Here is a 15,108-nt window from a genome sequence, read left to right on the forward strand (position 1 = left end):
GATTGGCGACTTATAGTCAATGATTGACAAAGGTTTAGAGTGGCCAGGTGGACTACGGTGTGGGATATTGAGTTTTGTTTTCTTATAAATAAGAAAATTGCTTTAAGGTTTTTATTTTTCGGCTCTAAACTCGTCGCCGAGTCTGAATTGGTTTCGCACTTCAATTTTGAGTTCGATAAACTTAAGCAAGATTTGTTTTGCTTGATTTTCATAAAGGCTCTGTCTCAGTCCGTGTAAACAGGTATCGCGACGATGGGGCAAATTGATTCGCTCTCTAAAGACTAAACCTAAATGACATCATTTGGCCAGCTTTGACGGATTTGTCAGATGAGACTTTGGTATGGTTTGCGCAGAAACGCTGGAGTCGCGTGATGCTTTCAGAGTCGACGTGCTGAAGCATCACATTCAGATGGTTTGAATTGATAAAATCAGATTTTCTAGTCCATCAAACGTTTACTACGAACTTCGAAACGCCGACGACATCCTCTCTTGCTCATACCTCGACAATCCCAAGGCCCCAGCTAAGGTTGACCAACGGCTAATCCCTTCTTGAAAGTGCTCAATAATGCTTTTGGCATTGGCCCGGCCAACCCGAAAATACCCCGCGACTTCCCTCGCCAGTTCCAAATCCAGCGCATTGTCAGAATCAGTGATGTTCAGCTTCAACCCATCCGCATGTGCCACCGGATTCATGTCATACGCTGCGGACAACCGCCATCCCCGACCAGGATCCAGAATAAAACCGTGGTTTCGCAGGTGGTCGTCGGTGTTTGAGACCAAGATATTGAAGACGATTCGTGACCAGAGTTCACGGAGGTCGGTGTTGGGTTCCGAGCCGTGTTCCATGATCACTTCCGCCAACTCTAGATAGCTGGCGCCGGTTGAGGCGTCGTCGCCGTCGACGCGGTTGGTCATGGTCATGGCTGATGCGAAATGATGTCGGCCGCCGCGTTCGGTTCGGTCGAAACGCTTCACCAGAAAGCAGTGGTGATCGCTTGCGTAGCGTCGGGCTGTGCCGGTCGCTACGCGTAACCCGCAGTTGACTGCCAAAGCGTTCACGACCATTTCCCAACCACCGACATCATAGTCATCTCTCGTACTTGGGAATTTGGCGATCCACAGTTGGCCGAACTCGTCGACGACGCTGGCTTTCGGTCTGGCGCCGCCCAGTGAGCCGCCGGGTGCAATGAGCATTCTTAGCCATTCACGGCCCTCGCTGGCTGTGTTGTCCCTATCGTTTTCCAGGGCGAGACTTGCCTGCTCTAACGCGCGTAGCTCGACAAAGGGTGGAGCTGCAACGCCGTCGCGGTCGTCGAGGAAGTTGCCTTCGTCATTGAGTTTGTAGCGAAGGGCGCCCACACGGAACAGGTCGTGGACGCCAAGCAGGTAATCGGATTCAAACAACTTGCTGTTGCTGGGGAGCAAGCCGTCGCGAATGTCCCTTTCCAATCGGCGTTTCATCAGCAGCTGGCCCCAACGATCGGGGCTTGAGTCTGCAAAGACGCCAAAGCGGCTCTGATGTTCGCCGGGGAATTGGCGGCCTTCGAAGGGGCCGATGCGCGGGTCTAGAGTTATGGAACTCAACTCGGGATCGGCCAACGCCTTAGGGTCGTACTCAAATTCGAACACGTTGGTGTTGCGTGTTTTCCTTGCGTGTAGAAATCCGAGGCGTCTGGCGCCTTTCAAGGATTCCCAGTCTGCATAAACAGCAATCAGCGTCATTCTTCACCTGTTGGGGGGCCGGCCTTTTTCTTCTTGTTCAAAAGGCTGGAGAGTGAGTGTGTGTTGAATGGGAAGTCAGCCGGAATTTTCGTGGTAGTGGCGGCATCGATAACGTTTGAAGTCTCGACGTGTTCGGATGCGCCCTTTTTTGCCGCACTGACTGCTCGTACTCGCTGGGGCTTTTTCGCGGCGGATCGTGTTGCAGGCATTAACTGCGCATCCTGCAATTGGCGACCCATTTCATCGGCTGCAGCCAGTTTGTTCAGATCCTTTTCCAGCCCCAGCACTTGCATGACCGAAAGGTAGGCACCGATGGTCACTCCTGATCCTCCCGTCTCCACATTGCGCAAGGTTGTCAGCGACATGCCAGATCGTTCAGCGACTTGCTTGGCCGTCAATTTTCGGCGCAGGCGAGCCAGCTTCAGGCGTTCGCCAAAGTCGACCAGAAGTCGAGCAGTGGAGGGCAAAAGCGGCGCTGTTTTCTTGGCCATGGTGGCAGTATTCCTTCATTTTTTAACCTTAACTGCCAGAATAATAGCACTTAAGTTGAAGGATGCAGGGTAGGGCGGATCTGCAGTGTTCAAGTTTTTAAATGGCATTATTCCAACTGTTTTTAGGGTATACAGCCAGAATACTGCCACTTATGGGAGCTGTGATTTCCATTCAGTTTCTGTTTCTACGGTGCTTTTCGAGGGCTGACTCACGTGAGGGAAGTGGCTTGTCGTAGCAGGCTTGCTTTTGCTCAAACGACAACGCGGTCTTGTCGTCTGTTTTCGGTGTAGAGGTCGGACTGGAAGCGCGACGCTCCCTGCGTAAGATCTCGTCCATTTCCTGGACGCTCTCCATCAGCTCATCAAAAAATTTGCTCATGGTTACTCCGATGGTTAATTGCCTTATTTACCGCTCTCGACGGATAGGTGAGAGCGGCGTGATCACTCAAGCTCCGGTCGGTGCTCTCCAATTGAGCATCCGCTGCTGCGCGACCTGCAGCAGGTCACAGCCATCCTGCGTCAGCAGATAGAGGGCGTGGGTGATGTGGGGGATGTCTTCGACGTCGGCTTGTTTGAAGTTGAGGCAGTAGAGGGTGCGTAGCAGGTCGCTTGAAGCGCGCAGGCGCTGGACGGCGCATTCGAGGATGTCTTGCGGGTTGGCCTGGGTGTCGATGAGCAGAGGCTTGGTGTCGGTGAGATTGGATTCGAGTGGGCGGTAGCGTTCGGTAAGAAACTGATTCCATGTTTTCATTTTTAGATATCTCTGAAGGTATCGAAAAACCGCTGCTACCGTGACCAAGCGGTGGAGGCGGGCTGTGTTCAAGTTGGTCAAACCGGCAGAGATAACCCGGTACGCCGAAGCGTCCCAAACACAGCCGCCATAAAGCGTGCCGACAGAATGTGCTGGCAGCATACAGGGCATGCATAAGTTATCTCTGTTTCAGGTGACCAAACCTGAGCCGCTGATTAGCAGCGACAGCCACGACTATAGAGATCAGCTAAACGAAGCCGATAGAAGACAAGGAGTCTGTCCTTGTAGGAACGGGATGTAGATTTGATAGGTCATCGCCGCTGATCGACCTTCTGTTTTAAACGAGCACGTTTATCAGCCATCAATGTTCTGGCGACCTCATCGGGAATGCTGGGGCGAGGATCATCCAGGCTGGCTTGAACCTGTCGGTTGAACCAAGTCGTGTAGGCATCCTCGTCACTCGGCGGATCGAACTCATCATTCGTAACATTCATTGTTGGATTCCTGCCCAAGGAGATATAGCGCTGACCTGCGTGGTCTAGTTGTACGCCGACTGCGCTGGACTCTGCTTGGCCACTTCAAGCAAGTCGCAACTGTCCTGTACCAGTAAATAAAGGGCGTTGACGATGTTGGGAATATCCTTCACGTCAGCCTGTTTGAAACATAAGCAGTAGAGCGTTTCCAGCAAATCACCGGCCGCACGTAAACGCTGATCGGCGGCATTGATCAAGTCAGTCTGACTGGAGTGGCTGTCGATAAGCAGTACCGGGTTTTCGCTGTAGCAAGTCTTGAGTGGGCGATAGCGGTTGATCATGGTGAGGCGTGTCCTGTGCGAAAGCGCTGGGGCGGGCCGGTGCAGTGTTTGCAGCCGCGCCGGCCACTATAGAAGGGCGTTTCTCTGTGGGACAAGACAGCCGCAATGGACAGTATTCGTAGGGGTTTTTCCGTGTTTTGAGGAAATGCCCTACGTGTTTTCGCAGCTTTTTCAGGCCAAAACCCTTAGACGTAATAATTCCTACGTGATTGTCAGGCGATTCGCGGTAAACCGCTGTATCGTGCGCGCCAGAATCTGTAGGGCGTTTCCAAACGTCTGACACGCGCTTAAAGGGAATTAGGTATGCACTGGCTACGAATGGCCGCAATTTTATTGCTCGGGCTGGGCACTTGCCGTTTGGCGATGGCCTCTGACATTGGCAATGCATGGGTGCTGGACCGTCTCGATCGCACCGATTGGCCGGAGGCACTGATCAGCCAGGCGAGCATGGACACGGCGTCGCGCGGTGAGGTGTTGATGTTCGCCAAAGCCCTGTTGGCCAGCGAAGCACTGGATGAAGAGGGGCTTGAGCAGCGACTCGGTGTGCCGCACGTGCAACTGAAGTCGATTCGCCATGTGCGCGACGGTCTCTGGGAGGGCTTGCTGAGCACCTATCGCAACGCCAGTCAGAACTGTGATGAACAACTGTTCTGCCCGCGTGTGCGCAGCGTCGCTGACTTGCGTCAGTTGGCGGCAGCGTTCACCGGCGACATCAGCCCGGCCCATGCGCTGTGGGCGAGCAAGAGCCAAGGTGTGCATGAGCAGATGCTGAATGAGCAGTTGCGGGTGGCGGTGCTGCGCCCCTGAACCTTCGGTGTTGTGTTGTTCTGACCGGCATCTTCGCGAGCAAGCTCGCTCCCACAGGGACCGTGGGAATCAAGTAATCGCTGTATCATTCCGAATCGATTTGGCCCCGACCTTTTCTCGACTCGCTGCGATCGCCCGCTAGGCTGTTGGCATGGCAGCAGTCAATGGAGTGACAGCGAATGCACAACACCCTGGAACAGGTTTTTGGTTTTCCACAGTTTCGACCCGGGCAAGAGGCCGCGATCAGCGCGGTGCTGGCCGGGCGCTCGGCGGCGGCGATTTTCCCCACCGGTTCCGGCAAGTCGATTTGCTATCAATTGCCGGCGCTGATGCTGCCGCACCTGACATTAGTGGTCTCGCCGTTGCTGGCGTTGATGCAGGATCAACTGGCGTTTTTGCAGCGACACGGTATTTCCGCTGGCAGCATTGATTCAGCGCAGAGCCGCGATGACGCCAATGATGTGATGGCCCGCGCCCGCTCGGGTGAATTGAAAATTCTGATGATCTCGGTGGAGCGCTTGAAAAACGAGCGCTTCCGCAACTTTTTGCAGCAAGTACCGATCTCGTTGCTGGTGGTCGACGAGGCGCATTGCATCTCGGAATGGGGCCACAACTTCCGTCCGGACTACCTCAAGCTGCCGGACTATCAGCGCCAGTTCAACATCCCGCAAACTTTGCTGCTGACCGCTACGGCAACACCGAAAGTCATCGCGGACATGCAGGCCAAATTCGCGATTGCTGCCGACGATGTGGTGACTACCGGTTTCTACCGGCCCAATCTCAATCTGCTGGTGGAACCGGTGCGCGGTCAGGACAAGCGTCGGCGTCTGGTGCAGTGGATGAGCGAGCGTGCCGGACAGCCGAGCATTGTCTATGTGACCTTGCAGAAAACCGCCGAACACATCGCCGAACACCTTGAGCGCAACGGCATTCAGGCTGAGGCGTATCACGCTGGCCTAGCGCACGACAAACGCGAAGCGATCCAGAAACGCTTCATGGCCGGACAATCCAATTGCATCGTCGCGACCATCGCGTTCGGCATGGGGATCGACAAAAGCGACATCCGCAATGTCGTGCACTTCGACCTGCCCAAATCCATCGAAAACTACAGTCAGGAAATCGGCCGCGCCGGGCGTGACGGGCAGCCGTCGGACTGCCTGGTATTGGCCAATCGCGACAGCCTCAATGTGCTGGAAAACTTCGTTTACGGTGATACCCCGGAGCGCGACGGCATTCGCTATGTGCTCGACGAACTGAAGGCCTCGGTGCCGGAAGGGCAGTGGGAGTTTTTGCTCGGGCCATTGGCGGATCAAAGCAACATTCGTGCACTGCCGCTGAAGACCTTGCTGGTGCAACTGGAACTGCGCGGTTTGATCGCGCCGCGCTACGCCTATTACGCCGAATACCGTTTCAAATACCTGCTGGAACCCGAAGCGCTGCTTGAGCGCTTCGAAGGTGAGCGCAGGGATTTCGTCGCCTCAATTATTCAGACCTCGCCTCGCGCGCGCACCTGGGCCACGGTGAATTTCGAGGCGATGTATTCGCAGTATTCCGCCGAGCGCAATCGGGTGGTGAAGGCGCTGGATTACTTTCAGGAGAAGGGCTGGGTCGAGCTGGAAAGCAAGCAGATGACCGAGGTCTACAGCCTGCTGAACAGCGACTTTGACCGCGATGTCCTGAGCACTGAGCTGCATGAATATTTCACCCGGCATGAGCAGGCCGAAGTGGCGCGAATTCACGCGATGCTTGAAGTATTCGCCACCGAACGCTGCCTGGGTTATCGCCTGGCGGAGTATTTTGGTGATCACAATGCACCTCAGCAGTGTGGGCATTGTTCGGTGTGTCATGGCCAGGTGGCGCGGTTGTCGGCACCACCGGAGTTGCCAGCACTTGTGGATAAAAACTTCGCGGCGCTGTGTGGTGATTTTATCCACAGGCATGAGCAGTACACCGGGGTGATTCCGACAGCAGAGCGGCTGACGAGGTTTCTGTGTGGGATCAGCGTGCCGTTGTTCACCAAGCTCAAGGCGCGAGCGATTCCCGGGTTTGCGGCGTTGGAGGAATATCCATACGCCGAAGTCCGCAGTTGGGCACAAGAGCACCTCTGATCCTTGTAGGAGCAGCCTTCGGTAGCTCCTACATAAAGTGTCATCAGGGAAGGGGCTGTATCCATCCGCTGAATGTCGATCATCACGGTAATAAACTTCAAAAAACGTCGATGGCTGACTAAGGTGAGACCAGTCTTTGGATCGCCAACAAGAGAACAACATGAGCCAGACAACCTTCGATATTCAGCAAGCCGCGGTGATCGGCGCGGGCACCATGGGCCGGGGCATTGTCATGTGCCTGGCCAATGCCGGCGTGACGGTGCAATGGGTGGATAACAATCCTCAGATGCTTGAACAGGCACTCGCCACTGTGGCCGAGACTTATGCACACAACGTGCGCCAGGGACGGATTGATCAGGCCGAAGCGGATGCGCGTTTGGCGCGGGTCAGTGCGGCGGCGGATTATGCGGCGATTCGCAATGTCGATCTGGTGATCGAGGCGGTGTACGAAAATCTTGAGCTGAAGCAGAAGATCTTTCGTGAACTGGATGGCTTGCTCAAGCCTGAGGCCTTGTTGGCAAGCAATACCTCGGCGCTGGACATCGATGCGATAGCCGCAGCGACAAAGCGTCCGAATCAGGTGCTGGGCCTGCATTTCTTCAGCCCGGCGCACATCATGAAGCTGCTGGAAATCGTTCGCGGCGCACAAGCCTCTGCGACGGTGCTGGAGGCGGCGCTGGCGCTGGGCAAACGCATGGGCAAGGTCAGTGTGGTGTCGGGCAACTGCCACGGTTTTATCGGCAATCGCATGCTGCATCCCTATGTCCTGGAGGCGCGCAAGATGTTGCTTGAGGGCGCTTTTCCACAGCAGGTCGACGCAGCGCTGCAAGGTTTCGGTTTTGCCATGGGCCCGTTTCGCATGTACGACGTGGTCGGCATCGATCTGGAATGGCGTGCACGCGAGCTGGCCGGCAAGGGCCAGGATGCGCCGCAGGTGCAGGTGGATAACCGCTTGTGCGAGCTGGGCCGGTTTGGCCAGAAGTCTGGCAACGGTTATTACCATTACGAGCCGGGCAGTCGTCAGGCGGAACACGATCCTGAGGTCGATGCGCTGGTATTGCAGGTCAGCGAGGGGCTGGGCTTTCAACGTCGCGAGATTGGCCCTGAGGAGATTCTGGAGCGCTGCCTGTTAGCGTTGGTCAATGAAGGCGCGAAGATTTTGCAGGAAGGCATTGCCGAGTCGGCGCACGACATCGATCTGGTGTATCTGAACGGCTACGGCTTCCCGGCGGACAAGGGCGGGCCGATGGCCTGGGCGGATCAGCAAGGGCTGGCGGATATTCATTCGCGGCTGTTGGCGCTGGAGACGCGGCAGGGCGATCAGTGGAAGCCGGCGCGGTTGATTGGTGAGTTGGCGGCGCAAGGGAAGGGGTTTGCTCAGGTCTAGTGTTGCAGTCAAAATCCTGCCCCCTCACCCCAGCCCTCTCCCCCAAAGGGGGCTAGGGGGAAGGGAGCCGATCTTTGTGCCTTTCGAATTTAAGTTCGACTCGATGGTTCAGGTCGGTGTATGTCGAAAGAACACCTCGGTCAGTCCCCTCTCCCTCTGGGAGAGGGCTAGGGTGAGGGCAAGCAGCCTCACTGAAAAAACAAGAGAACCAGCACAACCATGTCCACCCCTCAACGCGCCGACTACCCGCACTTCCAGCCCATCACCACACGCTGGCATGACAACGATGCCTACGGTCACGTCAACAACGTCACCTACTACAGCTTCTTCGATACGGCGGTGAACACCTACCTGATACAGGTCGGTGGTCTGGATATTCATGACGGTGAGGTGGTGGGATTTGTAGTCAGTTCGGCGTGCGATTACTTCGCCTCGATCGCCTTTCCGGATCTGATCGAGATCGGTCTGCGGGTCGGTAAGTTGGGCAACAGTTCAGTGCAATACGAATTGGCGGTGTTCAAGGTGGGTGAAAGCGAGGCGTGTGCGGCCGGGCGCTTCGTTCACGTATTCGTCGATCGGGCGAGTAATCAGCCGGTGCCGATTCCTGCCGAACTGCGGCAGGCACTGGAATACCTGGTGGTGTAAACGGCAAAAAAAATCGCAGCCCTTGGGCTGCGATTTTGCTTTACCGGCCAGCGAGGTGTTTGAGGCCTCAGTCGCGATAGTATTTGTGATGTTTGCGGTGGCCGTAAGCGTGGCCGCGGCCCGGGTGACGGTCGCGGTAATAACCACGGTCACGGTCACGACCGCGATCGTAATGACGATCGTCGTCATCGCTCTTGTTGCCCATGTAGTTGCCCAGCGCGCCACCGGCGCCGCCACCTGCTGCGGAGCCGATCAGGCTGCCGGTGGTGCCGCCCATGCTGCGGCCGACCACGTTACCGCCGGCTGCGCCCAGCGCACCACCGATGGCGGCTTCGCCACGGCTGCGTTTGTCGGCGCCAACCGCGCTACCACCCGCGCCGCCCAAGGCTGCGCCGATGGTGGAACCTGTATTGCCGCCTAAGGACTGACCGACGACCGAGCCAAGAACCCCGCCCAATGCGCCGCCCACACCTGCTTCGGTGGTGCCGCCTGCGGAAGCAAAACCACTGACCAGGCCAAGGGACAACAAGAGAATCGAGGAGAACTTCATAGATGAGCCTCAAAGGGATGACGGCGCCGATCCTGAGGCTGTGTAACGAGCGTGACAATCGAAATCCGACGAATAACACGACTTGTATACAATTTTGCAAGTTGCTGTTTTATCAGCGGAACTTAACCGATTTTCGCCGGTCTTTAGCTACTTCGGACAGGCCGCTTTTGTGAAAAAGCGGCCTTTTTTGTGGGCGTTGAAAAAGTGCTAGGGCTTGGAAGCGTATTGCTTGAACCTACGCCTTCGCGAGCAAGCTCACTCCCACATTTGAAATGCATTCCAATGTGGGAGCGAGCTTGCTCGCGAAGAGGCCGGTTCTGACTTCGCGTTACGCGGACTTGGCCATGATCAACCCGGTCTCACTCGCCGCTTCCAACCGAATCGCAATGAACTTCGACGTCGGTGTATGGCTGCCATCCCCGGTGCTTTCCAGCGGCACCAGCGGATTCACTTCCGGGTAATAAGCTGCGGCTTGTCCCGCCGGAATATCAAACGCCAGCAGCGTGAAGCCCTTTACCCGACGCTCGCGACCATCGTCCCATATCGAAACAATGTCAGCCTTCTGCCCCGGACGGAAGCCGAGGCGAATGATGTCCGCCTCGTTGGCGAACAGCACATCACGCTGGCCTTTCACCCCGCGATAGCGGTCGTCGAGGCCATAAATCGTGGTGTTGTACTGATCGTGGGAGCGCATCGATTGCAGGATCAGGTCCGGCATTTGACCGGTGGCGCGAGTGCGTTCGTGCACCAGATCTTTCGGCAACATGTTGGCGCGGAAGTTGGCCCGGCCCGACGGCGTGTTCCACTTGCGTGCGCCAGCGCTGTTGCCGAGGTAGAAACCGCCCGGGTTCTTGATCTTCTCGTTGAACGCTTTGAAGTTGGGAATGGTGTCGGCGATCAGTTCGCGGATGCGCCCGTAATCGGCCACCAGCCAGTTCCAGTCCACTGGTTTGCTGCCCAGTGTGGCGGCGGCGATACCGGCAATGATCGACGGTTCTGAACGCATCTGGTTCGACAGCGGCTGCAACTGGCCGTTGGAGGCGTGAACCATGCTGAACGAGTCTTCCACGGTAACCGCTTGCGGACCTTCGGTCTGGATGTCGATGTCGGTACGACCGAGGCACGGCAGGATCAACGCGTCTTTACCGTGCGCCAGGTGGCTGCGGTTGAGTTTGGTGCTGATCTGTACGGTCAGGTCGCAATTGCTCAGGGCTTCGAAAGTGCGTGGGCTGTCCGGCGTTGCCTGGGCGAAGTTGCCGCCCAGACCGATGAAGACTTTGGCGCGACCTTCGGCCATCGCGTGGATCGCCTCGACCACGTTGTGGCCGTTGTGGCGCGGCACCTTGAACTGGAAGCGACGCTCCAGCGAATCGAGGAACGCCACCGGCGGACGCTCGTTGATGCCCATCGTGCGGTCGCCCTGCACGTTACTGTGGCCACGCACCGGGCACAGGCCTGCGCCGGGTTTACCGATGTTGCCGCGCAGCAGCATCAGGTTGGCGATTTCCTGGATGGTCGGCACCGAATGGCGATGCTGGGTGATGCCCATCGCCCAGCACATGATCACGTTCTTGCCTTTGGCGTACATGCGCGCCGCTTGCTCGATTTCTACGAGGGTCAGGCCGGATTGCTCGACGATCTGTTCCCACGGCGTGTCATCGACCACGCCCAGGTACTCGAGCACGTTGGCGCTGTGGGCGTTGAGGAAGTCGTGGTCGAACACGGCAGGTTCGCCAGCCTTCTGCGCATCGCGTTCCCACTGTAGAAGGAACTTGGCCATGCCGCGCAGCAGCGCCATGTCACCGCCGAGTGCCGGACGGAAATACGCGGTGTTGGTCGGCTTGTCGCCGTTGGTGAGCATTTCGATCGGGTGTTGCGGATGCTGGAAGCGCTCCAGACCACGCTCTTTCAATGGGTTGATGCACACCACTTGCGCGCCGCGTTTGACTGCCTCACGCAAGGGTTCGAGCATGCGCGGGTGGTTGGTGCCCGGGTTCTGGCCCCAGACGAAAATCGCATCGGCGTGTTCGAAGTCATCGAAGGTCACAGTGCCTTTGCCGACGCCGACGCTCTGCGCCAGGGCAACACCGCTGGCCTCGTGGCACATGTTCGAGCAGTCCGGGAAGTTGTTGGTACCGTAGGCGCGCACAAACAGTTGATACAGGTACGCCGCTTCGTTGCTGGCGCGACCCGAAGTGTAGAACTCGGCCAGATCGGGGCTCGGCAGACTTTGCAGGTGCTTGGCGATCAGCGTGTAGGCGTCGTCCCAACTGATCGGCTTGTAGCGATCGGTTTCGGCGTCGTAAACCATCGGTTCGGTCAGGCGGCCCTGATACTCCAGCCAGTAGTCGCTCTGCTCCAACAGTGAAGTCACGCTGTGCTTGGCGAAGAATTTGGCGTCCACACGACGCTTGGTCGCTTCCCAGTTCACCGCTTTCGCGCCGTTTTCGCAGAACTTGACCATGCCGCTTTCCGGCGAATCGCCCCACGCGCAACCCGGGCAGTCGAAGCCGCCGTTCTGGTTGGTCTTGAGCATCATGCGCAGGTTCTTCAGCGCGTTGTCGCTGGTCAACCAGGCCTGAGCCACACTGATCAGGGCACCCCAGCCGCCGGCGGCACCTTTGTAAGGCTTGTAGCGCGGGACAGGTTTCTGGTCGGCTTGATGATGTTGGCTCACGCTTGATTCTCCATCGCGGGGCTGTACACCCGCGGCGCACTTTTCTGCGGCAGGTGGATGAGATTGAGGTTATGTCGACGGGCCCACTGCACGGCAAGGCCGGTGGGTGCGGAAAGGCTGACCAGGGTCTGGATGCCGCCGCGCAAAACTTTCTGGATCAATTCGAGGCTGCAACGACTGGTGACAATCGCCAGTCCACCTGCTGTGGAAATCTTCTGGCGGATCAGCCCGCCGATCAGCTTGTCGAGGGCGTTATGCCGGCCGATGTCTTCGCGACCAAGTAGCAATTCGCCGCTGGCGTTCATGAATACCGCCGCGTGCACCGCGCCGCAATGTTGACCCAAAGGCTGAAACGCGCCGATGCGTTGGCGCAAACCGTCCAGCCATTCGATCGGTGGCAGCGCTGCGCCGGGCAACACCTTGAGATCTGGCAGCGCCTGCTCCACAGCTTCAACACCGCACAACCCGCAACCGCTGGTGCCTGCCATTTGCCGACGCTGTTGCTTGAGGTTCCAGAACGCGCGATTGGCGATGGTCACTTGCGCGTATTGCGCTGAGCCGGCCCCTGTCAGTTGCAGGTCGTAGATATCGGTGGCGTCTTCGATGATGCCGCTGCCGAGGCTGAAACCGACGATGAAGTCTTCAAGATCGGTCGGCGTCACCAGCATCACCGCCTGACTGATGCCGTTGTAGGCAATCGCCAACGCGACTTCCTCGGCGAGCGCAGTGCTGGCCGATTCCTCACGGGGTAAATCGCTGTAACTGTAGGTCTGGCTGGCGGCGGGCGCGGGCGTTTCAAGTGCAGGCGCCGCGCAGGCTGGGCGCTTGGCGTTCATGGCATCACCGACGGTTTGATCAACGTTAAGACTAGGCGCGGCAAGTTGTCGCGTCTAATCGCTAGTGTCGATCTATCGATAGATGCCGTCGATCAAGGCGCCGTTGGCGATTTCTGATACAGCGCGAAACAGGCCTCGGCCAGCGCTGAACGCGGGGCGCCACGGCGCATGATCAAGCCCAGCGGGGCGAGGGTCTGGGCGTTTTCGATGGGTTGCAGGCGCAGGTGGTCGGTGAGTTTTTCCAGCCCGCCGTCGAGCGGCATGATCGCGCAGCAAAAGCCGCCGTGTACTGCTTGTAACAATTGATGCACGGCGTCGGTTTGCAGCAACGGTTGCGGAGTCAGCCCACGGCTGTGGAAGTTGTGGTCGATGGACTGGCGAAAATGCATGCCGCTGGTGAGCATGCCCAGCGGCAGTTCGATCAGCGACTCCCAGCTCAATGGAGCTTCTCCGAAGGTAAAAGTGCGCTGGTCGTACAGCAGGCCCATGCGGGTTTCGTGGAATGCCAGTGATTCGAAGCGTTCGTGATCCAGTCGGTCGAGATAAGAAACCCCGATGTCGATTCGGTTGTTCGCTAGATGCTCAAGAATTTGCTCGGAGCTTAGCGCTGACATCTCAAAACGCAGGTTCGGGTGTGCGGCATGCAGACGTTGCATCAACGGCAGCGGATCGAAACTCGACAGCGGCACCACGCCCAGTCGCAGCGTGCCGATCAGATTGCCGCGACATGCCGCTGCTTCCGCGTGCAAACCGTCATAGGCCGCCATCACCGAACGTGCCCACGCCAGCACCCGCTCGCCCGGTGCGGTGAAACCTTCGAAACGCTGGCCGCGGTTGACCAGCGGCAGGTCGAGTTCTTCTTCGAGGCTGCGCAGGCGCATCGACAGGGTTGGCTGGGTGATGTGGCAACGCGCGGCGGCCTGGCCGAAGTGGCGGGTTTCGTCGAGGGCGATGAGGAATTTCAGCTGCTTGATGTCCATCTTCGCTCCAGGCGCTGGCGGGGGTGGGCGATTCTACCGCTTGCGCGGTGGCAGGGTCATTGGTCGGCTTGGAACCGGGTTTGTCTGTCGTGGTCTAGGCTTGGACGTCTGGAACCCAAATCAAGGAGTGTGCGCTATGAGTCTTTTGAGCTTTGTGAAAGAAGCCGGTGAGAAGCTGATCGATCTGCTGACCCCGGGTAACGCCAATGCCAGTGAGCAGTTGAAGGAACACATCAGCAAGGTCGGTCTGGGCAATCCGAATGTGCAGGCGACGGTGGATGGCGACAAAGTGACTGTCACCGGTGAAGTCGCGAGTCAGGAAGAGAAAGAGAAGATTTTGCTGGCGGTGGGCAATATTGCCGGCGTTGGCAGCGTTGATGATCAGATCACGGTGACTGGTCCGGTGGTGGCGGCAGCAAAGTTTGTCGTGGTGAATAAAGGCGACACCCTCAGTGCGATTTCCCTCGCCGTGTATGGCAATGCTAACCAGTACAACAAGATCTTTGAGGCCAACAAGCCGATGCTCAAGGATGTGAACAAAATCTATCCGGGGCAGACCCTGCGTATTCCTGAGTAACACAAAACACCTGTAGGAGCTGCCGCAGGCTGCGATCTTTTGACTTTGATTTTTAAAAACCAGATCAAAAGATCGCAGCCTTCGGCAGCTCCTACAAAGATCAAAGCCTTGCGATCAAACTGCGATAATCCTCAACCGCCGCAAACTCAGCCGTGTCCTTCGGCCCCTTGCGACTGTCCGGCTCTTTCACCGCCAACAAATGCGCCACACCAAAATCCCGCGCACTGCGCAGAATCGGCAAGGTGTCGTCGATAAACAGACTGCGCGCCGGATCAAAGCCGATGTCCGCCTGCAAGGCATCCCAGAACTGCGGATTCTCCTTGGGGAAACCGTAATCGTGGGAGCTGATCAGCCGCTCAAAATACGGCGCCAGTTCGATTCGCTCAAGCTTCAGCGACAGTGAGTCGCGGTGCGCGTTGGTGATCATGATCACCCGCTTACCGGCGCGTTTGATAGCTTCCAGAAAGGTATCGGCATCCGGGCGCAAGGCAATCAGGTGCGCGGTTTCCTGTTTCAACTCACGCACCGACAACTTCAGCTCGGCACTCCAGAAATCCAGGCAGTACCACTGCAACTGGCCGGCATGGCGTTCGAACAACGGCTGCAATTCCATTTCGGCCATGGCGCGGCTGACCCCGTGCAGTTCGGCGTAACGCTGCGGCAGGTGTTCCAGCCAGAAGTGATTGTCGAAGTGCAGATCCAGCAGCGTGCCGTCCATGTCGAGCAGAACGGTATCGATGTCGGACCACGGTAATGAAGGCAT

Annotated in this window: 16 protein-coding genes; 5 read left to right on the forward strand and 11 right to left on the reverse strand. The window is 57.5% G+C overall.

Annotated features, from left to right (window positions below; translation table 11 throughout):
- Positions 1-456: 456 nt before the first annotated feature.
- From H8F23_RS18895 to H8F23_RS18920, 6 genes are all read right to left on the reverse strand, one after another.
- The gene (locus H8F23_RS18895; RefSeq protein WP_194935395.1) at positions 457-1,722 is read right to left on the reverse strand and encodes a type II toxin-antitoxin system HipA family toxin; all 1,266 of its coding nucleotides are present in this window, start codon (positions 1,720-1,722) and stop codon (positions 457-459) included.
- A complete protein-coding gene (locus H8F23_RS18900) occupies positions 1,719-2,213 on the reverse strand; it encodes a helix-turn-helix domain-containing protein (protein WP_194935396.1) in 495 nt (164 codons plus the stop codon). The genes H8F23_RS18895 and H8F23_RS18900 overlap by 4 nt, the downstream gene beginning before the upstream one ends.
- A 172-nt stretch (positions 2,214-2,385) precedes the next feature.
- Positions 2,386-2,592, reverse strand: coding sequence for a hypothetical protein (locus H8F23_RS18905; RefSeq protein ID WP_194935397.1), 207 nt, complete (start codon positions 2,590-2,592; stop codon positions 2,386-2,388).
- Between the two features lie 66 nt (positions 2,593-2,658).
- The gene (locus tag H8F23_RS18910; RefSeq protein WP_194935398.1) at positions 2,659-2,964 is read right to left on the reverse strand and encodes a hypothetical protein; all 306 of its coding nucleotides are present in this window, start codon (positions 2,962-2,964) and stop codon (positions 2,659-2,661) included.
- Positions 2,965-3,275: 311 nt separating this feature from the next.
- Positions 3,276-3,458, reverse strand: coding sequence for an antitoxin PaaA2 family protein (locus H8F23_RS18915; RefSeq protein ID WP_194935399.1), 183 nt, complete (start codon positions 3,456-3,458; stop codon positions 3,276-3,278).
- A gap of 44 nt (positions 3,459-3,502) precedes the next feature.
- Positions 3,503-3,778, reverse strand: coding sequence for a hypothetical protein (locus tag H8F23_RS18920; RefSeq protein WP_194935400.1), 276 nt, complete (start codon positions 3,776-3,778; stop codon positions 3,503-3,505).
- 303 nt (positions 3,779-4,081) lie between these two features.
- Here H8F23_RS18920 and H8F23_RS18925 point away from each other — a divergent pair, with 303 nt between their 5' ends.
- The 4 genes from H8F23_RS18925 to H8F23_RS18940 all read left to right on the forward strand — a co-directional run bounded on the left by H8F23_RS18925 (position 4,082) and on the right by H8F23_RS18940 (position 8,725).
- Positions 4,082-4,585 (forward strand): polysaccharide deacetylase, encoded by a 504-nt coding sequence (locus H8F23_RS18925; protein ID WP_194935401.1) that lies wholly within the window; start codon positions 4,082-4,084, stop codon positions 4,583-4,585.
- A gap of 179 nt (positions 4,586-4,764) precedes the next feature.
- Positions 4,765-6,693, forward strand: a complete 1,929-nt coding sequence (locus tag H8F23_RS18930) for a RecQ family ATP-dependent DNA helicase (protein ID WP_194935402.1) — start codon at positions 4,765-4,767, stop codon at positions 6,691-6,693.
- Between the two features lie 160 nt (positions 6,694-6,853).
- A complete protein-coding gene (locus H8F23_RS18935; RefSeq protein ID WP_194935403.1) occupies positions 6,854-8,080 on the forward strand; it encodes a 3-hydroxyacyl-CoA dehydrogenase in 1,227 nt (408 codons plus the stop codon).
- A gap of 219 nt (positions 8,081-8,299) precedes the next feature.
- Entirely contained in the window at positions 8,300-8,725 is a 426-nt protein-coding gene (locus tag H8F23_RS18940; protein WP_194935404.1) for an acyl-CoA thioesterase, read from the forward strand.
- A 67-nt stretch (positions 8,726-8,792) separates the two neighbouring features.
- Here H8F23_RS18940 and H8F23_RS18945 read toward each other — a convergent pair whose 3' ends face one another.
- From H8F23_RS18945 to H8F23_RS18960, 4 genes are all read right to left on the reverse strand, one after another.
- Positions 8,793-9,275, reverse strand: a complete 483-nt coding sequence (locus H8F23_RS18945) for a glycine zipper domain-containing protein (protein WP_194935405.1) — start codon at positions 9,273-9,275, stop codon at positions 8,793-8,795.
- Positions 9,276-9,603: 328 nt separating this feature from the next.
- On the reverse strand, positions 9,604-11,952 hold the full coding sequence (locus H8F23_RS18950) for an FdhF/YdeP family oxidoreductase (protein ID WP_194935406.1): 2,349 nt from the start codon (positions 11,950-11,952) through the stop codon (positions 9,604-9,606).
- Complete coding sequence (gene fdhD / locus H8F23_RS18955; protein ID WP_194935407.1) at positions 11,949-12,788, reverse strand: formate dehydrogenase accessory sulfurtransferase FdhD; 840 nt, start codon at positions 12,786-12,788, stop codon at positions 11,949-11,951. Before fdhD ends, H8F23_RS18950 begins: the two co-directional genes overlap by 4 nt.
- 92 nt (positions 12,789-12,880) lie before the next feature.
- Positions 12,881-13,768: a LysR family transcriptional regulator gene (locus tag H8F23_RS18960; protein WP_194935408.1), complete on the reverse strand. Its 888-nt coding sequence runs from the start codon at positions 13,766-13,768 to the stop codon at positions 12,881-12,883.
- Positions 13,769-13,904: 136 nt separating this feature from the next.
- Between H8F23_RS18960 and lysM the strand changes: the two genes are divergently transcribed.
- Positions 13,905-14,345, forward strand: coding sequence for a peptidoglycan-binding protein LysM (lysM, locus tag H8F23_RS18965; RefSeq protein WP_194935409.1), 441 nt, complete (start codon positions 13,905-13,907; stop codon positions 14,343-14,345).
- 100 nt (positions 14,346-14,445) lie between these two features.
- Here lysM and yrfG read toward each other — a convergent pair whose 3' ends face one another.
- Positions 14,446-15,108, reverse strand: coding sequence for a GMP/IMP nucleotidase (yrfG, locus tag H8F23_RS18970; protein ID WP_194935410.1), 663 nt, complete (start codon positions 15,106-15,108; stop codon positions 14,446-14,448).

The organism is Pseudomonas neuropathica, from assembly GCF_015461835.1.
Taxonomy (GTDB): Bacteria; Pseudomonadota; Gammaproteobacteria; order Pseudomonadales; family Pseudomonadaceae; genus Aquipseudomonas; species Aquipseudomonas neuropathica.